The 19947-nt window shown below is 72.6% G+C and carries 19 protein-coding genes; 11 read left to right on the forward strand and 8 right to left on the reverse strand.

Annotated features, from left to right (window positions below):
* Positions 1-33: 33 nt before the first annotated feature.
* The gene (locus ACIRP7_RS43820; RefSeq protein ID WP_403672083.1) at positions 34-879 is read right to left on the reverse strand and encodes a class I SAM-dependent methyltransferase; all 846 of its coding nucleotides are present in this window, start codon (positions 877-879) and stop codon (positions 34-36) included.
* Between the two features lie 215 nt (positions 880-1094).
* Between ACIRP7_RS43820 and ACIRP7_RS43825 the strand changes: the two genes are divergently transcribed.
* Entirely contained in the window at positions 1095-2717 is a 1623-nt protein-coding gene (locus ACIRP7_RS43825) for an ABC-F family ATP-binding cassette domain-containing protein (protein ID WP_403672086.1), read from the forward strand.
* Between the two features lie 30 nt (positions 2718-2747).
* Here ACIRP7_RS43825 and ACIRP7_RS43830 read toward each other — a convergent pair whose 3' ends face one another.
* Positions 2748-3851, reverse strand: coding sequence for a Vms1/Ankzf1 family peptidyl-tRNA hydrolase (locus tag ACIRP7_RS43830; RefSeq protein ID WP_403672089.1), 1104 nt, complete (start codon positions 3849-3851; stop codon positions 2748-2750).
* A 64-nt stretch (positions 3852-3915) separates the two neighbouring features.
* On the opposite strand from ACIRP7_RS43830, the gene ACIRP7_RS43835 reads away from it, so the two are divergent.
* Positions 3916-4197, forward strand: a complete 282-nt coding sequence (locus tag ACIRP7_RS43835) for a DUF6158 family protein (protein ID WP_403672092.1) — start codon at positions 3916-3918, stop codon at positions 4195-4197.
* Positions 4198-4281: 84 nt separating this feature from the next.
* Here the strand turns inward: ACIRP7_RS43835 and ACIRP7_RS43840 are convergent, their stop codons facing one another.
* The 4 genes from ACIRP7_RS43840 to ACIRP7_RS43855 form a co-directional block, all read right to left on the reverse strand.
* The gene (locus ACIRP7_RS43840; RefSeq protein ID WP_403672095.1) at positions 4282-4824 is read right to left on the reverse strand and encodes a type 1 glutamine amidotransferase domain-containing protein; all 543 of its coding nucleotides are present in this window, start codon (positions 4822-4824) and stop codon (positions 4282-4284) included.
* A gap of 6 nt (positions 4825-4830) precedes the next feature.
* The gene (locus ACIRP7_RS43845; protein ID WP_403672098.1) at positions 4831-5316 is read right to left on the reverse strand and encodes a CBS domain-containing protein; all 486 of its coding nucleotides are present in this window, start codon (positions 5314-5316) and stop codon (positions 4831-4833) included.
* Complete coding sequence (locus ACIRP7_RS43850) at positions 5313-5699, reverse strand: DUF2795 domain-containing protein (protein WP_403672101.1); 387 nt, start codon at positions 5697-5699, stop codon at positions 5313-5315. The genes ACIRP7_RS43845 and ACIRP7_RS43850 overlap by 4 nt, the downstream gene beginning before the upstream one ends.
* Positions 5700-5954: 255 nt before the next feature.
* Positions 5955-7748, reverse strand: coding sequence for a thiamine pyrophosphate-requiring protein (locus ACIRP7_RS43855; protein WP_403672104.1), 1794 nt, complete (start codon positions 7746-7748; stop codon positions 5955-5957).
* Positions 7749-7988: 240 nt separating this feature from the next.
* Between ACIRP7_RS43855 and ACIRP7_RS43860 the strand changes: the two genes are divergently transcribed.
* The 4 genes from ACIRP7_RS43860 to ACIRP7_RS43875 all read left to right on the forward strand — a co-directional run bounded on the left by ACIRP7_RS43860 (position 7989) and on the right by ACIRP7_RS43875 (position 12230).
* The gene (locus ACIRP7_RS43860; RefSeq protein ID WP_403672107.1) at positions 7989-8789 is read left to right on the forward strand and encodes an RNA polymerase sigma factor SigF; all 801 of its coding nucleotides are present in this window, start codon (positions 7989-7991) and stop codon (positions 8787-8789) included.
* A gap of 207 nt (positions 8790-8996) precedes the next feature.
* Positions 8997-9746, forward strand: coding sequence for a hypothetical protein (locus ACIRP7_RS43865; RefSeq protein ID WP_403672110.1), 750 nt, complete (start codon positions 8997-8999; stop codon positions 9744-9746).
* Between the two features lie 175 nt (positions 9747-9921).
* Positions 9922-11166, forward strand: a complete 1245-nt coding sequence (locus tag ACIRP7_RS43870) for an aminotransferase class I/II-fold pyridoxal phosphate-dependent enzyme (RefSeq protein ID WP_403672113.1) — start codon at positions 9922-9924, stop codon at positions 11164-11166.
* Positions 11163-12230, forward strand: a complete 1068-nt coding sequence (locus ACIRP7_RS43875) for an MBL fold metallo-hydrolase (protein ID WP_403672116.1) — start codon at positions 11163-11165, stop codon at positions 12228-12230. Before ACIRP7_RS43870 ends, ACIRP7_RS43875 begins: the two co-directional genes overlap by 4 nt.
* A 76-nt stretch (positions 12231-12306) precedes the next feature.
* On the opposite strand, the gene ACIRP7_RS43880 is transcribed toward ACIRP7_RS43875, so the two are convergent.
* Positions 12307-12921, reverse strand: coding sequence for a DedA family protein (locus tag ACIRP7_RS43880; protein ID WP_403672119.1), 615 nt, complete (start codon positions 12919-12921; stop codon positions 12307-12309).
* Complete coding sequence (locus ACIRP7_RS43885) at positions 12918-13691, reverse strand: MBL fold metallo-hydrolase (RefSeq protein ID WP_403672122.1); 774 nt, start codon at positions 13689-13691, stop codon at positions 12918-12920. The genes ACIRP7_RS43880 and ACIRP7_RS43885 overlap by 4 nt, the downstream gene beginning before the upstream one ends.
* An 83-nt stretch (positions 13692-13774) precedes the next feature.
* On the opposite strand from ACIRP7_RS43885, the gene ACIRP7_RS43890 reads away from it, so the two are divergent.
* The 5 genes from ACIRP7_RS43890 to ACIRP7_RS43910 all read left to right on the forward strand — a co-directional run bounded on the left by ACIRP7_RS43890 (position 13775) and on the right by ACIRP7_RS43910 (position 19840).
* Entirely contained in the window at positions 13775-14176 is a 402-nt protein-coding gene (locus ACIRP7_RS43890) for a hypothetical protein (protein ID WP_403672125.1), read from the forward strand.
* 59 nt (positions 14177-14235) lie between these two features.
* On the forward strand, positions 14236-16320 hold the full coding sequence (locus ACIRP7_RS43895; protein ID WP_403672128.1) for a phage holin family protein: 2085 nt from the start codon (positions 14236-14238) through the stop codon (positions 16318-16320).
* Between the two features lie 178 nt (positions 16321-16498).
* Positions 16499-17560 (forward strand): ATP-binding protein, encoded by a 1062-nt coding sequence (locus tag ACIRP7_RS43900; protein WP_403672130.1) that lies wholly within the window; start codon positions 16499-16501, stop codon positions 17558-17560.
* A 59-nt stretch (positions 17561-17619) separates the two neighbouring features.
* On the forward strand, positions 17620-19350 hold the full coding sequence (locus tag ACIRP7_RS43905; protein WP_403672133.1) for a hypothetical protein: 1731 nt from the start codon (positions 17620-17622) through the stop codon (positions 19348-19350).
* Between the two features lie 61 nt (positions 19351-19411).
* Positions 19412-19840, forward strand: coding sequence for an OsmC family protein (locus tag ACIRP7_RS43910; protein ID WP_280861541.1), 429 nt, complete (start codon positions 19412-19414; stop codon positions 19838-19840).
* Positions 19841-19947: the final 107 nt, after the last annotated feature.

The raw sequence follows: 19947 nt of genomic DNA on the forward strand, positions 1-19947 counted from the left end.
CTCCTGCATTCCGGGTTTCCCGGAATCTGCGTTTCAGACTTGCTTTCGGCACAGAATTTCACCGTGCAGCACACAGAACCAGCCGTCGTCCTGGGCGCCCCATTCCCGCCAGGCCTCCGAGACGGCCCGCAGCTGCTCCATGGTGGCGTGACCGCCCTCGGTGGCCCGCTCCGCGTATGCCGAGGCCAGCGTGCGGTCCGCCCACAGCCCGCTCCACCACTCCCGCTCCTCGGCGGTGGAGTAGGTCCAGGTGCCGGAGCTCGCGGTGATGTCCGTCAGGCCCGCCCGCAGCGCCCAGGACTTCAGCCGCCGGCCGGCGTCCGGCTCACCGCCGTTGGCCCGGGCCACCCGACGGTACAGGTCCAGCCAGTCGTCCAGCCCCGCTGACGCCGGGTACCAGGTCATGGCCGCGTAGTCCGAGTCGCGGACCGCGATGTATCCGCCGGGCCTGGTGACCCGCCTCATCTCGCGCAGGGCCCGCACCGGGTCCCCGACATGCTGGAGCACCTGGTGGGCGTGGACCACGCAGAACGTGTCGTCCGGGAAGTCCAGCGCGTGCACGTCGGCGACCGCGAAGTCGACGTTGGTCAGACCTCGTGCGGCGGCCGTGGCGCGGGCCTGGTCCAGGATGCCGGGCGCGTGGTCGACGCCGGTGACCTGTCCGTCCGGGACCAGGGCCGCGAGGTCGGCGGTGATCGTGCCCGGCCCGCAGCCGATGTCCAGGATCTTCATGTGGGGCTTCAGCGAACTCAGCAGGTAGGCCGCCGAGTTGGCGGCGGTGCGCCAGGTGTGCGAACGCAGTACGGACTCGTGGTGACCGTGCGTGTAGACGGCGGTCTCCCGCGGCTTGTCCTGCGGCTTCTGCTGTGATGGCGGCATGGCTGGGCTCCCCTTTGCGACAGATCCGTCGATACGCAGAACCGTACGCGCGCATGTCGCATGGTGAGACCCCAATATCGCCATGTGGACTCGCCGCCCCGGGCCGGTTCCCAGCCGCCGCGAGCACGAAGAGACGGGAGTCCCGCCGTGCGCCGGCTTGTTCGCCGGCATAAGCGTTTGCCCTGGTCCCGTCGTCGCGCGCACAATGCGGCCTCATGGGACATCTGGAAGCCGCGCATCTCGAGTACTACCTCCCCGACGGGAGGGCGCTGCTCGGCGATGTGTCGTTCCGGGTGGGGGAGGGGGCCGTGGTGGCCCTCGTCGGGCCGAACGGCGCCGGCAAGACGACCCTGCTGCGGCTGATCTCCGGCGAGCTGAAACCGCACGGCGGGACGGTCACCGTCACCGGCGGCCTGGGCGTGATGCGCCAGTTCGTGGGATCCGTACGGGACGAGACGACCGTACGGGACCTGCTCGTGTCGGTCGCGCCGCCCCGGATCCGGGAGGTCGCGCAGGCCGTCGACAGGGCCGAGCACCTGATCATGACCGTGGACGACGAGGCCGCCCAGCTGACGTACGCGCAGGCTCTGTCCGACTGGGCCGAGGTGCGCGGATACGAGTCCGAGACGCTCTGGGACATGTGCACCATGGCCGCGCTCGGGGTGCCCTACGACAAGGCGCAGTTCCGCCCAGTGCGGACCCTGTCCGGCGGTGAGCAGAAGCGGCTGGTGCTGGAGGCGCTGCTGCGCGGCACGGACGAGGTGCTCCTGCTCGACGAGCCGGACAACTACCTCGACGTGCCCGGCAAGCGCTGGCTGGAGGAGCGGCTCAAGGAGACCCGCAAGACGGTTCTCTTCGTCTCCCACGACCGGGAACTGCTCTCCCGGGCCGCCGAGAAGATCGTCTCCGTGGAGCCCTCGCCCACCGGTGCGGACGCCTGGGTGCACGGCGGTGGTTTCGCCACCTATCACGAGGCGCGGCGCGAACGCTTCGCACGCTTCGAGGAACTGCGCCGGCGCTGGGACGAGAAGCACGCGCAGCTCAAGAAGCTGGTGCTGAGTCTCCGTCAGGCGGCCAGCATCAGCCATGAACTCGCCTCCCGCTACCAGGCGGCCCAGACCCGGCTGCGCAAGTTCGAGGAGGCCGGGCCGCCGCCCGAGCCGCCCCGCGAGCAGGACATCACCATGCGGCTCAAGGGCGGCCGCACCGGCGTAAGGGCGGTCACCTGCGAGGGACTTGAACTGACCGGCCTGATGAACCCCTTCGACCTGGAGGTCTTCTACGGCGAACGCGTCGCCGTCCTCGGCTCCAACGGCTCCGGCAAGTCGCACTTCCTGCGGCTGCTGGCAGGAGACGCCACTGTGGCGCACACCGGGCAGTGGAAGCTGGGGGCGCGGGTCGTGCCCGGCCACTTCGCGCAGACGCACGCCCACCCCGAACTCTTCGGCCGCACCCTTCTCGACATCCTCTGGAAGGAGCACGCCCAGGACCGGGGCGCCGCGATGTCCCGGCTGCGCCGCTACGAACTGACCGGCCAGGCCGAGCAGAGCTTCGACCGGCTCTCCGGCGGCCAGCAGGCCCGCTTCCAGATCCTCCTGCTGGAGCTCCAGGGCGTCACCGCGCTCCTTCTGGACGAGCCCACGGACAACCTCGACCTGGAATCCGCGGAGGCCCTCCAGGAGGGCCTGGAGGCCTTCGACGGCACGGTGCTCGCGGTCACCCACGACCGCTGGTTCGCCCGGTCCTTCGACCGGTTCCTGGTCTTCGGCTCGGACGGGCGGGTGCGCGAGACGGCGGAGCCGGTGTGGGACGAGCGGCGCGTGGAAAGGGCCCGGTGACCGCAGGTCACCGGGCCCTTCCGAGGCGTCTCAGCTCCAGCGCAGCAGGGCGCCCAGGCCGCCCACCGGGGCCTCGTCGCCCGCCGGCGTCACCGACAGCGCCGGAGCACCGGTCGCCACGGCCGACCTGATCAGCGCGTCGTCCGCGCGGGCCGACCAGGAGTTCTGCTCACCGAGGATCTTCAGATCCGTACGGCGGACCGCCAACTGGTCGGGATCCTCGCCGACCCACACCTCGCGGTGCGCGTCGGGCCCGTCCGGGCGGATCAGGAGTTCGTCGATACGGTGCTCACGCGCGGCCTCGACCAGCGCGGGAACGCCTTCCACGGCACCCGGACGGCCGTCGTCACCCGGCACGCGGGCCGCGAGGAACCGTTCCAGCTCCCGCTCCGCGCGCTGCCGTACGTGCTCGGTACGGGCTCGCTCCACGTCCTCGTCGAGCAGCCGGCTCCCGGCGCCGTGCTCGGCCTCCACGACCCGGCCGTGCAGGTGCTTGGGCAGCCGCTCGTGCACCGCCCGCTTCTCCCGCTCGTCACCGACCAGGATCAGCAGGTCGGCACCCGTCTCCTCCTGGCAGGCGGCGAGCGCGTCGGCGATCTCGCCCGCGTTGTGCTCCCAGGTGTTCTCCACCCGCAGCTGGAAGTGCCGCTCCGACCAGTCGGCGCTGCTCGTCCGGTGGACGGGCCACTGCCTGCCGCTGACCGACCCGGCGGCCTGCCGGCCGAGCGCCCCGCGCAGCTCGAAGTCGGCGCCCTTGCGGTCGACGTACGCCACCACGCACACCGGGTCCTCGCCGGCCAGCTCCAGGAGGGGCGCGGTGTGCGGCAGCGGGGCCCACCGGACCAGGCTGCCGTCGGGGGACCTGGTCAGTGGTGGGTCGAGGACGACCTCGCCGGCCCGCGCGAAGACGGCCCGGCCGTGCGGTTCGGACGAGTGCCGCAGTTCATCCAGCGCCTCTCGCACGGCCACGCAGGTCGCCTCGTCGGCGCCCTGGGTGGACAGCTCGCGGGAGACCGCGAGCGCCGCGAGATGCAGTTCGTGCGGGGTGTCCTCCGTATGTCGAGGGGTGTCGACGTACACGGAGGCCCACGGGCCCGGATGTTCGTAGAGTGGATGCAGGAAAGCGAGATCCATGTTCCCTCCCGGATGCCGCTCGGGGGCAGTGCGGTATTGCTCGCGGGGCGGGTACCCGAAGCACATGAACGAACACGACGAGCGGGACACCACCATGACCGGAGTCGACCCGAGCACCTTGGACGAACAGCAGCTCATGAAAGAGCTGGAGACGATCCATCGCACCCGGCACGAGACGCTGCTCCACGGCTCGAACGACGCGCTCGGTGCGCACAACGAGCGCATGGCCCGGCTGGAGGGCGAGTACCTGCGCCGCCACCCGCGCCGGACCGTGGCCGCGGGCCGTACCCGTGAGGGCGCCCGGGAGCGCGGGTCGGGGGAGTCGGCCACCCCGCCGCTGGACTGACCGGGCCGACCGTGCCCGGAACAGACGGTGACCTGCCGACCACATGGTCAGCAGGTCACGCCCGCGAACGTGTCCGGGCCCCGCTCAGGCGGCCGTCTTGGAGAACACGTCGAGGAAGGTCTCGCAGAACGCCTTCAGGTCGTCCGGCTTACGGCTGGTGACCAGCTTGTTGTTCCCGTGGTCGCACACCTTCACCTGCTCGTCCACCCAGGTGCCGCCCGCGTTGCGGATGTCCGTCTGGAGACTCGGCCAGGAGGTGAGTACGCGGCCCCGTACGACGTCCGCCTCGACGAGCGTCCACGGCGCGTGACAGATCGCGGCCACCGGGCGCCCCTGGGTGAAGAAGTCCCGCACGAACGCCACGGCCTTCTCGTCCGTCCGCAGGAAGTCCGGGTTGGCCACCCCACCCGGCAGCACCAGCCCGTCGAAGGAGTCCGCGGACGTCTCGCCCACGACCTCCTGCACGGGGAAGGTGTCCGCCTTGTCGAGGTGGTTCAACGCCTGGATCTTCCCGGACTTCGTCGACACGAGCACGGGCTCGTGCCCCGCGTCCACCGCCGCCTGCCACGGATCGGTGAGCTCGATCTGCTCGACGCCCTCGGGTGCGGTCAGAAACGCGATGCGCATGATGATTCAACGTCCTTTCCTGAAAAGCTCTTCTGTGGCTCCCGGATCCGCTGTTGTTCCCGGGTCCGCTGTGACGTCCGGATCCGCGCGGCTGATGTCGGCCAGCGCCGATCCCGGGTCCCGGGCCTCGGCGATGTCCGAGAGGCTCACGATCCCGACGGGCAGGCCGTCCTCGACGACCGGCAGCCGCCGTACGGCATGGGCCCGCATCAGCGCGACCGCCTGCGTCACCGGGTCACCGGGGGCCACCGTCAGCGGATCCGGCGTGCACACCGACTGGGCGCTCACCGTCTGCGGGTCGATGCCGTCGGCGACGGCCCGGACCGTGATGTCCCGGTCGGTGAGCAGCCCCACCACGCGCTGACCGTCGGCCACGACGACATCGCCGATGTCCTGCGCGCGCATCAGCCGCGCCGCCTCGACCAGCGAGGCGTCCGGGCGGACGGCCACCACACCGGGCGTCATCACGTCCCTGACGAGGTCCGCCGTCACCGGGTGTCCTCCGTCCCGGTCAGCGCCCGCGCGAGCTCCTGGACGTTGGTGTAGTTCTCCTTGCGCGGCAGTTCCTCCACCGCCTCGACCAGGGGGTCGGGTGCGTGCTCGTGGCGCAGCACCCGCACCAGCTCCACGGGGGTGGCGGGGAACGAGCTGCGGCCCAGGATCCGGGCCAGCTCCAGCCGGACGGTCTCCAGCGACGCCCCGTCGCTGCCCGGCGCCACGGGCCCGCCCCAGACCTGCGGATCGTCGTCGGCGGTCGGCTCCGGGTCGTTCCACTCCTCGCTGCGGGTGGGATGCCCGGAGCGGAGCAGACCCTGGAGTTCGTGCTTCATCTCGTCGTCGCGGTGGCGGCTCAGCCTGTCGCTGCCTCGCTGCATGACCCCTCCAGATCTTCGGGTCCGCACCGCGTACCCGTGCACCGGGGGCCGACACCGGGTTTGCCGGACCGAAGCGGGGAGACCCGATCCGGACCTCCCGCGCACCTCCCCCTGGGAAGGACATGGCGATGGTCGTCCTCGCCGCGCTCATACCGATCCTCATGCTCGCCGCGGTGCTCGCGCTCGGCCGGTACGAGGAACTGATGCTTCCGGAGCCGAAGGGCGACCGGCTCGAACCGGCCGCCCTCCCGACGGTTACTTCTCCCGCCCCGGCAGGAACTCCTGCACCTTCGCCTTGAAGCCCTGCTTCACCATGGACGCCCGGTCGGCGTCGCCCTTGAGGACCGAGGCGGCCGTGGCCTCCATCTGCTCCCAGGTGGCGTGCGGCGGGATCGGCGGTACGGCCGGGTCGGTGAGGAACTCGAGGACCGCGGGCCCGTCCGCCTGCAGCCCGGCCCGCCAGGCCGCCTCGACGTCCTCCGGCTTCTCCACCCGGATCCCGGTCAGACCGAGGGAGCGGGCGAACGCGGCGTACTGCACGTCCGGGAGCTGCTGCGAGGGCAGGAACGACGGGGCACCCTCCATGGCCCGCATCTCCCACGTGACCTGATTGAGGTCGTGGTTGTTCCAGATGGCGACGATCAGCCGCGGGTCCTCCCACAGATCCCGGTACTTGGCCGCGGTGATCAGCTCGGCCATGCCGTTCATCTGCATCGCCCCGTCGCCGACCAGCGCGACCGCCGGCCGGTCCGGGTGCGCGAACTTCGCGCCGATGGCGTACGGCACTCCGGGGCCCATCGTCGCCAGCGTGCCGGACAGCGACGAGCGCATGCCGGGCCGCATGGTCAGGTGCCGGGCGTACCAGTTGGCGGTGGACCCGGAGTCCGAGGTGACGATCGCGTTGTCGGGCAGCAGCGGGTCGAGGACGTGGGCCACGTACTCCGGGTTGATCGGGTCGGCGGACTGCTGCGCCCGCCGCTCCATCACCTCGCGCCAGCGCCTGACGTTGTCGCACACCGTGTCGTACCACTCACGCCCGCCGCGCTCCACGTCCAGCATCGGGATCAGCCGCTGCAGCGTCGCCTTCGCGTCGCCGACGAGGTTCACCTCGTACGGATAGCGCATGCCGACCATGTGCGGGTCGATGTCGATCTGCACACCGCGCGCCTTGCCGAACTCCGGCAGGAACTGCGTGTACGGGAACGACGAGCCGATGGTCAGCAGGGTGTCGCAGTCCCGCATGAGTTCGTACGACGGGCGCGTGCCCAGCAGGCCGATCGAGCCGGTGACGTACGGCAGTTCGTCGCTCAGCGCGTCCTTGCCGAGCAGCGCCTTGGCGACGCCCGCGCCGAGCAGTTCGGCGATCCGCTCCACCTCGGCCCGTGCCCCCGCCGCGCCCTGGCCGATCAGGATCGCGGGCTTCTCACCGGAGTTGAGGATCTCCGCGGCCCGCTCCAGCGACTCCTGCGACGGAACCGCCGTCCAGGCGCTGCGGTCCAGGCTGGAGGGCACCATCTTGAACTCGTGCGTGGGCGCCGAGTAGTCCAGTTCCTGCACGTCCCCGGGGATGATGATCGCCGTGGGACAACGGCGGGCGTACGCGGTGCGGATCGCCCGGTCCAGGACGTTCGGCAACTGCTCGGGGACGGTCACCGTCTCCACGAACTCCGAGGCGACGTCCTTGTACAGCGTGTGCAGGTCCACCTCCTGCTGGTACGACCCGCCCATCGCGGTGCGGTGCGTCTGGCCCACGATCGCCAGCACCGGCACATGGTCCAGCTTGGCGTCGTACAACCCGTTGAGCAGGTGGATCGCGCCGGGCCCCGAGGTCGCCGCGCACACTCCGATGCGGCCGCTGAACTTGGCGTACCCGACCGCCTCGAAAGCGGACATCTCCTCGTGCCGGGATTGCACGAACCGCGGCTGGTTGTCGGCCCGGCCCCAGGCCGCCAGCAGGCCGTTGATGCCGTCCCCCGGATAGCCGAAGACATGCTCCACCCCCCATTCGCGCAGCCGCTCGAGGATGTGGTCGGACACCTTGGTGCTCATGGGCTGACCTCCCGGACATGGATGGCACAGGCAGCAGCCTTACGAGTCACCCGGCGGGCCACCGGAAAACCTGCCCCGGTTTGGCCCGAGGGGCCGGGGGCAGGCGCACTCACAGTGCTTCGGACCGGAGGCACGTCCGTGAAAGCGGCGATCGACCGCCACGGCCGCGCCCGTCCGCACCCGGACGCGCTCCCCACGCCGATCGTCCACCCGAGCACGATCCAGGGAGCTGCGACGCAGATGCCCACCCCAGTGAGCACGAAGCACCACCCGCACGACGACGCACCCGACACCGCCGAAGCCTTCCGCAGGCTCGCCGCACTGCCCGCCGGACCCGAGCGCGACACCCTGCGCGGACAGATCGTCGAGGCCTGGCTGCCCATGGCCGACCGGCTCGCCGGACGCTTCCGCAGCCGCGGCGAGAGCTTCGACGACCTGCGCCAGGTCGCCGCCCTCGGCCTGGTCAAGGCCGTCGACCGCTACGACCCCGCCCGCGGCAACGCCTTCGAGAGCTACGCCGTCCCCACCATCACCGGCGAGATCAAGCGGCACTTCCGCGACCACATGTGGACCCTGCACGTGCCGCGCCGGGTCCAGGAACTGCGCAACCGTGTCCGCTTCGCCTCCCAGGACCTCGCCCAGACCACATCGGGACGCCGGCCCACCGTCGCCGAGATCGCCGAGCACGCGAACCTGAGCGAGGAGGACGTCCTGGTGGGCCTGGAGGCCCTGGAGAGCTTCACCGCCCTCTCCCTCGACGCCGAACTGCCCGGCAGCGAGGACGGCTACTCGCTCGCCGACGCCCTCGGCTCCTTCGATCCCGCCCTGGAGACGGTCGTCGACCGCGAGTCCGTCAAGCCCAGGCTGGCCGCCCTTCCCGAGCGGGAGCGCGCCATCCTCTACATGCGTTTCTTCGGCGACATGACCCAGAGCCGGATCGCCGAGCAGCTCGGCATCTCCCAGATGCACGTGTCCCGGCTGATCAACCGCTGCTGCGGTCGGCTGCGCGAGCAGATCATGCGCGACGCCGCGGGCAGCTGACGGCAGCGCCGCGGGAACGACACCTCCGGCGCCCGGACGTCACCCACCCGGCCCTCCCCGTACCGCCAATGGCCTCCGGCCGCGCGCGGGACAGGGAGGGCCGGGCTGTGATGGCCGTGGGTGCGACCGTCGTGCCCCCGGCCCAGTCGTCGAGACCCCGACGCCCGACGACGGGCCCCGCAGCCGTCGGCCGAAGGAGTCCACCCCATGCGCCGCACCGCCCGTCTCCGGGCCCTGTCCGTCGTCCTGCCCGCGCTCTGGATCACCCTGGGCGCCGCGGCGCCGAGCGCCTTCGCGGATCCGGCCGCGGAGGTCAGCCCGAGCAGTGTCCAGCCGGGCGGCAGTGTCACCGTGTCCGTCTCCTGCGATCCCGGCACCGGGACACCGCCCGCCACCCTCGACGCCACCTCCGAGGCCTTCGAGTCGCAGACCGTACGGCTGCAGCTGGTGCCCGGCAACGACGACAAGGTCTCCGGCCCCGCCTACAGCGGCACCGCGCGCGTCGCCGCCGACCCGGCACTCGAGGACGGTGCCGGCGGTGTCGGCCCCGACTCGGCGTGGACCGTCGACGGCCTCTGCCCGACCTCGGACCGCGCACCGGGCAAGGCCTGGAGCGCCACCTTCACCATCACGAGCGGAGCCGCCACCGACAGCAGCCACCGCCCGTGCGCCGAGCCGCGCACCGAGCAGCCCGTCGAGCCGCGCACCGAGCCGCGCTCCGAGCAGCCCGTCGAGCCACGCACCGAGCCGCGCTCCGAGCAGCCCGTCGAGCCACGCACCGAGCCGCACACCGAGAGCTGCGGTACCGCGGTCATCCAGCGCCCCGTCCGCGCCGGTGAGGGCGGCAGCTTCACCGACTCCGTGCCCGCCCTGGTCGCCGGCGGTCTGCTGATCGCGGGCGCCGCCGCGGGCGCCGTGTACCGGCTGCGCCGCAAGGCCCCCACGACGGATCTCTGAGGACGAAACCTCAGGTCCGTGTGACAGGCGCAACCCGCCCGGCGCCCATGGGCCCGCGGCGCCGTGGGTACTCGGAGCGCGAGGAGCTGCGAGGGGCCGCGAGGAGCGCCCCGGGCGCGAGCGAACGAGACGGCGGACCGGACGAGCCACCGGACAGCGGCATACGGAGGTGACCATGCGGACCGACCCGGAGGGCCAGGGCCCCGTCCGCTACGGCCCTCCACTGCCCGAGGACGGGCTGCCCGTACTGCGCGAACTCACCGCCGTCCTCGCCGCCGCGGCCGCCCGCTCCCACGCCGAACCGGTCGGGGGCGGCACCCCGCTCCTGGCGGCCGCCTGCGCCTACGCGGCCCGGCGCGGCCTGCCCGCCGAACCCGACCACATGGCCGCCGCCCCCGGCGCCCCCGCTCTTCTGCTCGCCCTGACCGCCGCGCTCGGCGGTGACGTCCTGGTGCCCCGCCCCTGTGCCGCCTGGTGGGCGCCGTACGCACGCCTGTTGGGCAGACGCGTCTTCCACGTGGCGACACCGGCCGAGTGCGGCGGTGTCCCGGACCCCTACGCCCTCCTGGAGACCGTGCGCCGGGTGCGGGCGGAGGGCGGTGACCCACGGCTGCTGGTGCTGTCCGTCGCCGATGACCCCACCGCCACCGTCGCCCCGCCCGAGGTGCTGCACGAGACCGTCGAGGCCGCCGCGGGGGAGGGCCTGCACCTGGTCAGCGACGAGACCTGGCGCGACACCGTGCACGCCCCGCACGAGACGGTCTGGCTGAGCCCCGCCGAGATGCTGCCCGAGCGGGTCACCGTCGTCACCGACCTGGCCGGCAGCCTGCTCCCGACCGGCTGGCCGGCCGCCTTCGCCCGCTTCCCGGCCGACGGCGACGGAGGCGGCCTCCACGCGCGCGTGCTGGACATCCTGACCGCCCTCGGCGCCCGAGTCGCCGCCCCGGTCGCCGCGGCCGCCGCCCACGCCCTCACCGAGCCCGAACCGGTCACCGCCCACCGCGCCGCCGTAGGACATCTCCACGCGCGCGTGGCCGCCGCCGCGCACTCCGTGGTGGTCGGCGCGGGCGCGCTGTGCCGGCCCCCGCGGGCCGGCCGCCACCTCTACGTCGACCTCGGTCCCCTGCGGCCCGCGCTCAGCGCGCAGGGCGTCGGCGACGCCCAGGACCTGGAGGAGTTCCTCACCGCCCGGCTCGGCATGCCCGCTCCCGGCGGCCACCGCTTCGGCGACGACCTCGGCGCGCTGCGCGTACGGCTGTCCACCGGCCCCCTGCTCGGCGGTTCCGACGAGGAACGCGCGGAATGCCTCATGTCACCCGCGCCGTTGGAACTGCCACAGGTGCAACGCGCGTTGATCACCCTGGAGTCGGTCTTCGACGACCTCCGCGACGACGCTCAGCGATGGGAGCCTCCTCGATGACGCAGCAGTCCGAGTCGACCACCAGCACGCGAGTGGCCGACGAACCCTCGGCCCCCTCCTCGTTCGCTCCCCCGTCCCCGCCGCTCGCCGAACCCCGACCGCTGGGGGAGCGCAGAGTGTGGCCGAGGTCCTTCCACGACCGTCTGACCGCCCCGCTGCCCGGCCTGAAGGCCATGGCCCGCTTCGCCCGCGAGGGCGCCGTACGCCCCGGGCCCGAGGGCCTCGCCGACATCCCGAAGCTGCCCTACGCACCCGCCCCGCTCCCCGCCGTCAACGCCCGCACGGTCGCCGTCTCCTGGGCGGGACACGCCAGTTGGGTGGTGCGGATCGGTGGCCTGACCGTCCTCACCGACCCGGTCTGGTCCCGTCGCATCCTCGGCACCCCGGCCCGTATCACCCCCGTCGGCTTCGACTGGGACGCCCTGCCGCCCGTCGACGCGGTCGTCATCAGCCACAACCACTACGACCACCTGGACGCCCCGACCCTGCGCCGACTGCCGCGCGACACCCCGGTCTTCGTCCCGGCCGGCCTGGCCCGCTGGTTCCACCGCCGCCGCTTCACCGCGGTGACCGAACTCGACTGGTGGGAGGCGGCCGAACTGGACGGCGTCCGCTTCGACTTCGTCCCCGCCCACCACTGGTCCAAGCGCTCCCTCACCGACACATGTCGCACCCTGTGGGGCGGTTGGGTCCTCACCGCTCAGGACGGGCAGCGCGTCTACTTCGCGGGCGACACGGGGTACGGCCACTGGTTCTCCCGCATCGGCCACCGCTATCCCGGCATCGACCTCGCCCTGCTGCCCATCGGCGCCTACGACCCCCGCTGGTGGCTCAGCGACGTCCATTGCGACCCGGAGGATGCGGTGCGGGCGGCCCAGGACCTGGGCGCCCGCCGCATGGCCCCCATGCACTGGGCGACGTTCGTGCTGTCGGCGGAGCCGGTGCTGGAACCCCTGACGCGGGTGCGGGAGGCGTGGGCGAAGGCGGGCCTGGCCCGCGAGGACCTGTGGGACCTGCCGGTCGGCGGCTCACGGGTGCTGGAACATCCCCTGAAGCGTCCCTAGGAGCTGACGTCCCCTGGAGCTGACGTCCCCTGGAGCTGACGTCCCCTGGAGCTGACGTCCCCTGGAGCTGACGTCCCTAGGGGCGGACCCGCTTCCACACCGTCGGTGCCGCGCTCATCGCCACGGTGAGCGCGACCGCCGCGAGCACTCCCTCCCAGGGCTCCTTGAACAACGACCCGCCCAGGATCCCGATCAGCTGGTACGTCACGGCCCAGGCCAGACAGGCCGGCAGATTCCCCCGGACGAACCGCCGCAGCGGCCACTCCGCCATGAGGCAGGCCAGCATCACCGGAATCCGCCCCGCCGGCACCATCCGGGACAGCACCAGGACGGCCACCCCGTGATCGGCCAGCTTCCCCTGCGCCTGCGAGAGCCGCTCCTCCGGCGCCCGGGAGCGGAGCGCCTTCAGCCATCGCGAGCCGTTCTTCGACTTCATCCCGCGCCGCCCCAGCCAGTACAGGGCGATGTCCCCGAGGAACGCGGCGAGGGAGGCCGTGAGGAACACGAACAGCAAGGACAGGGGCGCCGTCTGATGGAACGCCACGACGGCCGCCGAGCTCACCAGCGCCCCCGTGGGCACCACCGGCACCAACGCGCCCAGAAACACCAGCAGGAACAGGGTCGGATACCCGATCGCCCCTCCCGCGGCCACGGGTGTCGCCCCCGTGGTGGCGGCCGCCAGCCACGTCACCCCGCAACCCCCAGCCGCACGCTCTCCCCGTGCTCCAGCCGGTGCACATCCACCCCGGGTGCGAACTCCGCCGCCAGCCGCACGAACTCCGCGCCCGGCGCGTGGAACTCGTGCGGCCGCACTCCGTCCATCCCGATCGGCCAGTACGTCCCGTAGTGCACCGGCACCGCACTGTGCGGCTCCAGCCGGGCCAGCGCCTCGGCCGCGCGCCCCGCGTCGAGGTGCCCCTCCCCGAGATACGGCCCCCACCCGCCGACCGGCAACAGTGCCACGTCGACCGGCCCGACCTCCTTGGCCATGTCGTCGAACAGCCCGGTGTCCCCGGCGAAGTACGTCCGCGCCGAGCCCTCCACGACGAAACCGAGCGCGGGGGAGCGGTGCGGCCCGACCGGCAGCCGCCGCCCGTCGTGCCACGCGGGCACCACGCGTATCAGGAGGTCGCCGACGCGTCGCTCGTCGCCGGGGACCACCTCGTCCACCCGCAGGTCGGTGAGCCGGCGCAGCCCCGGCACCTGGCGTCGTGCGCCCCGGGGCACGAGCAGGCGGGTGCCCGGCTCCAGCCGCGCCAGCGAGGGAACGTGCAGATGGTCGGCGTGCAGATGGGAGACGAGGACCACGTCCGCACGCCGGGCCTCGGGCGGGGGTACCGCCCCGCGGCGCCGGCGCAGATGCGCCAACCGGCGGGCGAACAGAGGGTCGGTGAGGACACGTACGTTCGAATCCGTGACCGTGCAGGTGGCGTGGCCCCACCAGGTGATCTCCACCGGCACCTCTTTGCCTCCTTCGCGCGACTCCCCGAAGCCTACGGGCTGGAGTATGGTCGGCGGCGAAACCCGGAGGTGAGGGGGACACCATGGGAGCGGTCCGTGTCACGGCGATCGCGAGTCTGACGCCGCTGGAGGAACTCGACGCCGATCCCTTCCTGGTGGACTCCCGCAGCCAGCACGCGATGTGCGCGCGCTGGGCCGCGGAGCGGGGGTACACCGTGCGGCGGGAACTGCTCGTGCGCGGCCTGCGCGCCGACCACTGCGTGCTGTGGGACGGGGTCCGGGCGGGACGGGATCTCTTCGTGGCCCCGAGCCGCAGGGTCCTGGAGAGAGCCCTGTCCTCCGTGGAGGAGTTCACCGCCGAATGCGCCCGCCGCGGGGTCCGGGTCGAGACCGTGGGCTTCGCGGAGCCCCTCTACGACGCCCAGATGAAGGCCAGGGTGCACCGCAGGCTGTCGATGCCGACGGCGGGATACGACGGCCGCTAGCCACCCGTGTGACACGCTGGTCCCAGCGCCCGCACCGACGACGGGCCAGGACGTGAGGTGTGCGGGGCGTGGGTGCGGGGCGTTGGCGACGGGTCGCCAGTCAGGTCGGGCGGAGCGTCACGGTATGGGTCGTCTCCACCCTGACCATGCTGGTGCTGGCCGGCATCCTGCCGGACTTCCGGCTCCAGTCCCCGACCGGTGACAGCGCGACCCGGATCGCCGTCACCGCGGCGTTCGGCGCCGGCGCCTTCGGTGTGCTGTCGGCCGTCGTGTGGCCCCTGCTCGTGCGGCTGTTCCTGCTCGTGCCGACGCTGGTGCTCGGGCTCCTCGTCTTCTTCCTCAACGGGGCGCTGCTGCTGCTCGCCCTGCGCCTGAACCCCGCCGAGCGCGGCGACGCCGCCCCGGAGACCGCGGTCGTGGTCGCCGCCGTGATGTCCGCGGTCGCCTCCGCCACCGGCGGCGCCCTCGCCGTACGCGACGACGACGCCTACCGGCGCCGCCTGTACCGGCTCGCCGACCGCCGCCGAAGAAGAGACCCCGTCGGCCCGGCCACACCCGGCACGGTCTTCCTCCAGCTCGACGGCGTCGGCCACGACGTCCTGCTGGCCGCCGTCGGCCGGGGCCTGATGCCCACCGTCGCCCGCTGGATGGGACACAGCGACACCCCCGGCCGCGCGGTGCGGCCCACCCACCGGCTCACCTCCTGGCGCACCGACTGGTCCAGCCAGACCGGCGCCAGCCAGCTCGGCATCCTGCACGGCAGCAACCACGACGTCCCCGCCTTCCGCTGGTACGAGAAGGACCGCGGAGAGATCGTGGTCTGCAACCGCCCGACCAGCGCCGTCGAACTCCAGCAGCGGGCCGTGGAACAGGCCGGACACGGCGGACTGCTCACCGTGGACGGCGCGAGCCGCGGCAACCTCTTCTCCGGCGGCGCCGAGGAGCAGGCCCTCGTCCTGTCCATCGCCACCCGCCGCCGCAGCCGCGAGACCCGCTCCCGGGCCGGCTACTTCGCCTACTTCTCCGACCCCGCCAACGCCGTGCGCACCGCCCTGTCCTTCTTCGCCGAGGTCGGCCGGGAGATCGGCCAGTCGACCCGCACCCGGGCCCGCAAGGAACGCCCGCGGGTGGGCCGCGGGGGCCTGTACCCGCTGGTGCGCGCCTTCGCGACCGTCGTCGAACGCGATGTCGTGGTCGCCGCCGTGATGGGCGACATGCTCGCGGGCCGCACGGCCGTCTACGCCGACCTCGTCGCCTATGACGAGGTCGCCCACCACTCCGGGCCGACCAGCCGTGATGCCGCGAAGGTCCTGGAGCGCCTGGACCGCTCGCTCGCGCTGATCGAGAACGTCGCCGAGCACGCCCCGCGCCCGTACCGGATCGTCGTCCTCTCCGACCACGGCCAGAGCCCCGGCGAGACCTTCCGTACCCGCTACGGGCTCACCCTCGGCGACCTGGTCCGGGCCGGCTGCGGGCTGCCCGTGTCGCGCAAGGCCGAGCGCACCCACAGCGGGGCCGAGGCCCGCGCCGCCGTCCGTGCGGCACTGCGCCGGCCGGGCAAGGAAGCGCGCGAGCAGTACCGGCCCGCGCGCGGCTCCGAGCCGATCGTGCTGGCCTCCGGCAACCTCGGCCTGGTCTCCTTCCCCGATGTGCACCACCGGATGACCAAGGAGGAGCTGGACGCGCGGCACCCGGCGCTGCTGACCACCCTCGCCAACCATCCCGGCATCGGCTTCCTCCTGGTGCGCAGCGAGGAGCACGGTGGGGTGGTGCTGGGGCCGTTCGGTACGGAGATCCCGCTGGAGCAACTGGCCGAGAATCCGGGGCCGCTGGCCGACTTCGGGCCTGGCGCGGTCGAGGCGGTACGGCGTACCCACTCCTTTCCGCACACCGCCGACATCATGGTCAACTCCTGGTACGACCCGGCCGAGGGGGAGGTGCTCGCCTTCGAGGAGCAGATCGGGTCGCACGGTGGTCTTGGCGGGGCCCAGGCCAAGCCGTTCCTGTTGTCGCCGCTTGCCTTGTCGGCGCCGCCCGAGGAACTCGCCGGGGCGGAGCGGGTGCACGACGTGCTGCGGGGGTGGCTCGACGAGGCCGGGGGTCCTCAGGTGCCGTTGCGGAAGGCCGAGGAGAAGGCCGCGTAGTCGTTCGGCTGCGAGCCGGTGGGGGCTGGTCGCGCCCACGCGGCGGAGCCGCATATCGATACAGCCCCGCGGCCCCTGGTGGGTCCCGTCGGCCTGAGAAAAATCGGCTGCGTCTCTTCGGCGCGGCGCGGACACTGTTCGAGTCGCCCCTTCTCCAACACCCCCTGGAGCCACCGCTTTGCAGGCTGCCGTCACCGTGTCGCCCTCCCGTATCCCCGAGCTTCTCCTCGGCCTCGCCACCGTGCGGCCCGTCTTCGTCTGGGGCGCCCCGGGCATCGGCAAGTCCTCCCTCGTCAGGGAGTTCGCCGCGTCGCTGGGCCTGGAGTGCGTGAGCCTGATCGGCACCCAGCTGGCTCCCGAGGACCTGATCGGGGTGCCGCAGATCCGCGACGGGCGCTCGGTGTTCTGCCCCCCGGAGTCCATCGCGCGCGACGAGCCGTACTGCCTGTTCCTGGACGAGCTGAACGCCGCCACCCCGGATGTGCAGAAGGCGTTCTACTCGCTGATCCTGGACCGCCGTATCGGGGACTACGAGCTGCCCAAGGGCTCCATCGTCATCGGTGCCGGGAACCGGGCCACCGACAACGCGCTGGCCCGGCCCATCGCCTCCGCCCTCGTCAACCGCCTCACCCACGTCCACCTGGAGGCGTCCGCGAAGGACTGGCTGGTGTGGGCCGCCGAGCACGGCATCCACCCCTGGATCCTCGACCACCTCACCGACCGGCCCGACCACCTGTGGTCCAAGCCGCCGAAGACCGAGGAGCCCTTCTCCACGCCCCGCTCCTGGCACATGCTCTCCGACGCGCTGCACTCCTTCGGCCAGGACCTCGACGAGGACACCCTGAAGGTGCTCGCGCACGGCACGCTGACGCCCCGGCACGCGACCGCGTTCTGCGGCTACGTCAAGATCGTGCGCAGCCGGTTCGGCATCGAGGCGATCATCAAGGGCGACGCCCGCTGGCCGAACCGCCTGGAGGACCGCGACCTGCTCTACTACCTCGCCGAGTCCTTCCGCGGCCGTCTGCTCAAGGAACTCCCGGTCAGCAAGGAGCACATGTCGGCGAACGGCCGGCAGACCGCCTACCGCGCCAAGTCGCTACTGGTCCAGCTCGCCGAGATCTCCGTCGAGGTGGCCCAGACCGTCATCGCCGCGGACGACGACGGCAACCCCGTACTGCCCTCCTGGTTCCTCGTCGAGGCGGCCCGTGACATGCCCCGCCTGGTGGAGGCGCGGCGGTGAGCCGCAGCCCCGAAAAGAAGAAGAAGCGCGACCTCGCGGGCGAGGCGTTCGCAGAGGGAATGCGGCTCATGCGGGCCAACCCGGCGCTCGCGGCCGTCGAGTTCGACGTCTGCCGCCGGGAGGAGTGCCGGTTCGCGCCCCGGGACGGGCTCGTGGTCGTCGACTCCGACGGCGACGTGCACGCCCACCCCGACCGCCTCGCCGAACCCGCCGCCTGGGCCTGGGCGTTGGCCCACGCCGTCCTCCACCTCGGCTTCGGACACGTCCCGGCGGTCAAGGGCGAACGCACCCAGCCCGACCGCTTCGACCTCGCCGCCCGCTGCCTCGTCGTCAACCGCTTCCTGCTCGGCTTCCCCGTCGGCCGGGCCCCCGAGCACCTGCCCGCCTCCTACCCGGACGGCGACGAGGAGCAGCTCGCCGCGCGCTGGCGGCGCGACGGCATCCCGGCCGCCTACGAACACTGCGGTACGGCGGGCCCCGAGCCCGACCAGCTGCTGCTCAGGTGGGCGGGCTGGTCCCAGCCGCCCGACTGGCAGCTGGCGTTCGCCACCGCACTGACCCGGACCATGTCCGCGGCGATGGACATGGCGGGCGGCCGCCGCGACTCGCTCAGCGGGGAAGTGACCCCGCAACGCCCCTGGCAGCAGGCCCTGCGCTGGTTCATCTCCTCCTACCCGCTGCTCGGCGGCATCGCGGCCGGCATCACCCTGGTCGCCGACGCCGAACTCGCCCGCGCCCACGGCATCGCGATCGCCGCCGTCAACGCCGAGGTCGCCGAGATCTACATCAACCCGTTGCGCCGCTTCGACGACGAGGAATGGCGGTTCATCCTCGCCCACGAGATGCTGCACGCCGCCCTGCGCCACGGCGACCGCTGCGGCACCCGCGATCCCTACCTCTTCAACATCGCCTGCGACTACGTCATCAACGGCTGGCTGACCGAGATGCGCATCGGCACCATGCCCGAGGGCCTGCTGTACGACCCCGAGCTCACCGGCCTCTCCTCCGAGGAGGTCTACGACCGCATCGCCGGCGATCTGCGCCGCATGCGCCGCCTCGCCACCCTCCGCGGCAAGGGCGCCGGCGACATCCTCGGCGGCCCGCTCGGCTCACCGCGCGACTACGTCGACCTCGACGAGTTCTACCGCCGTGGCCTCGCCCGGGGCCTCGACCTGCACCAGCGGCAGGAGCGCGGGTTCCTGCCCGGGGGCCTGGTCGAGGAGATCCGGGCGCTCAGCCATCCACCGCTGCCCTGGGACGCGCAACTCGCCCGCTGGTTCGACGAGTTCGTGCCCAGCCCGCAGCCCGTCAGGTCCTACGCCCGTCCCGCGCGCCGTCAGTCCTCCACCCCCGACATCCCGCGCGCGGGCCGTTACTTCCCGCCCGAGGAGATCGCCCGCTGCACCTTCGGCGTGGTCCTGGACACCTCCGGCTCGATGAGCCGCACCCTGCTCGGCAAGGCACTCGGCGCGATCGCCTCGTACGCCGAGGCCCGGGACGTACCCGCCGCCCGGGTCGTGTTCTGCGACGCGGCCCCGCACGATGCCGGCTATCTGCCCGTCACCGAGATCGCCGAGCGGGTCCGGGTGCACGGCCGCGGCGGCACCGTCCTGCAGCCCGGCATCGACCTGCTGCACCGCGCCGACGACTTCCCCGCGAACGCACCCGTGCTGGTCATCACCGACGGCTGGTGCGATGTGCTGCGGGTGCGGCGCGAGCACGCCTATCTGATCCCGCAGGGTGCCAGGCTGCCGTTCACCGCACGCGGGCCGGTCTTCCGCGTGAGCTGAGCGTAGTGTGATCGGATGGTTCCCGTACCCCCGTCAACGGGACCACACGAAAGGACTGAACGTGGCTACCACGCGCTCCGCACACACCGTCTGGGAAGGCAACCTCCTCGAGGGCAACGGTGTCGTCACCTTCGATTCCTCCGGTGCCATCGACGAGCAGCCGGTGACGTGGGCTGCCCGCACCCAGGAGGCGAACGGCAAGACCAGCCCCGAGGAGCTGATCGCGGCCGCCCACTCCAGCTGCTTCTCCATGGCGTTCTCGCACGCCCTGGCCGGGGCCGGCACCCCGCCCACCAAGCTCATCACCTCCGCCGATGTCACCTTCCAGCCGGGCGAGGGCATCACGGGCATCCACCTCACCGTCGAGGGCACCGTGCCGGGTCTCGACGAGGAGGGCTTCGTGGCCGCCGCCGAGCAGGCCAAGGTCAACTGCCCGGTCAGCCAGGCCCTGAAGGCCGTCCCGATCACCCTGGACGCCAAGCTCGCCTGATCCCGAAAGCGCCGTGGGGGGGGGGGGGGGGGGGGGGGGGGGGGGGGGGGGGGGGGGGGGGGGGGGGGGGGGGGGGGGGGGGGGGGGGGGGGGGGGGGGGGGGGGGG

The organism is Streptomyces sp. NPDC102270 (assembly GCF_044766405.1).
Classification (GTDB): domain Bacteria; phylum Actinomycetota; class Actinomycetes; order Streptomycetales; family Streptomycetaceae; genus Streptomyces.

Excerpts from the sequence above, each read along its gene's own strand:
- ACIRP7_RS43820 (WP_403672083.1), bottom strand. The coding sequence starts at position 879 with ATGCCGCCATCACAGCAGAAGCCGCAGGACAAGCCGCGGGAGACCGCC.
- ACIRP7_RS43825 (WP_403672086.1), top strand. The coding sequence starts at position 1,095 with ATGGGACATCTGGAAGCCGCGCATCTCGAGTACTACCTCCCCGACGGG.
- ACIRP7_RS43830 (WP_403672089.1), bottom strand. The coding sequence starts at position 3,851 with ATGGATCTCGCTTTCCTGCATCCACTCTACGAACATCCGGGCCCGTGG.
- ACIRP7_RS43835 (WP_403672092.1), top strand. The coding sequence starts at position 3,916 with ATGAACGAACACGACGAGCGGGACACCACCATGACCGGAGTCGACCCG.
- ACIRP7_RS43840 (WP_403672095.1), bottom strand. The coding sequence starts at position 4,824 with ATGCGCATCGCGTTTCTGACCGCACCCGAGGGCGTCGAGCAGATCGAG.
- ACIRP7_RS43850 (WP_403672101.1), bottom strand. The coding sequence starts at position 5,699 with ATGCAGCGAGGCAGCGACAGGCTGAGCCGCCACCGCGACGACGAGATG.
- ACIRP7_RS43855 (WP_403672104.1), bottom strand. The coding sequence starts at position 7,748 with ATGAGCACCAAGGTGTCCGACCACATCCTCGAGCGGCTGCGCGAATGG.
- ACIRP7_RS43860 (WP_403672107.1), top strand. The coding sequence starts at position 7,989 with ATGCCCACCCCAGTGAGCACGAAGCACCACCCGCACGACGACGCACCC.
- ACIRP7_RS43865 (WP_403672110.1), top strand. The coding sequence starts at position 8,997 with ATGCGCCGCACCGCCCGTCTCCGGGCCCTGTCCGTCGTCCTGCCCGCG.
- ACIRP7_RS43870 (WP_403672113.1), top strand. The coding sequence starts at position 9,922 with ATGCGGACCGACCCGGAGGGCCAGGGCCCCGTCCGCTACGGCCCTCCA.
- ACIRP7_RS43875 (WP_403672116.1), top strand. The coding sequence starts at position 11,163 with ATGACGCAGCAGTCCGAGTCGACCACCAGCACGCGAGTGGCCGACGAA.
- ACIRP7_RS43890 (WP_403672125.1), top strand. The coding sequence starts at position 13,775 with ATGGGAGCGGTCCGTGTCACGGCGATCGCGAGTCTGACGCCGCTGGAG.
- ACIRP7_RS43905 (WP_403672133.1), top strand. The coding sequence starts at position 17,620 with ATGCGGCTCATGCGGGCCAACCCGGCGCTCGCGGCCGTCGAGTTCGAC.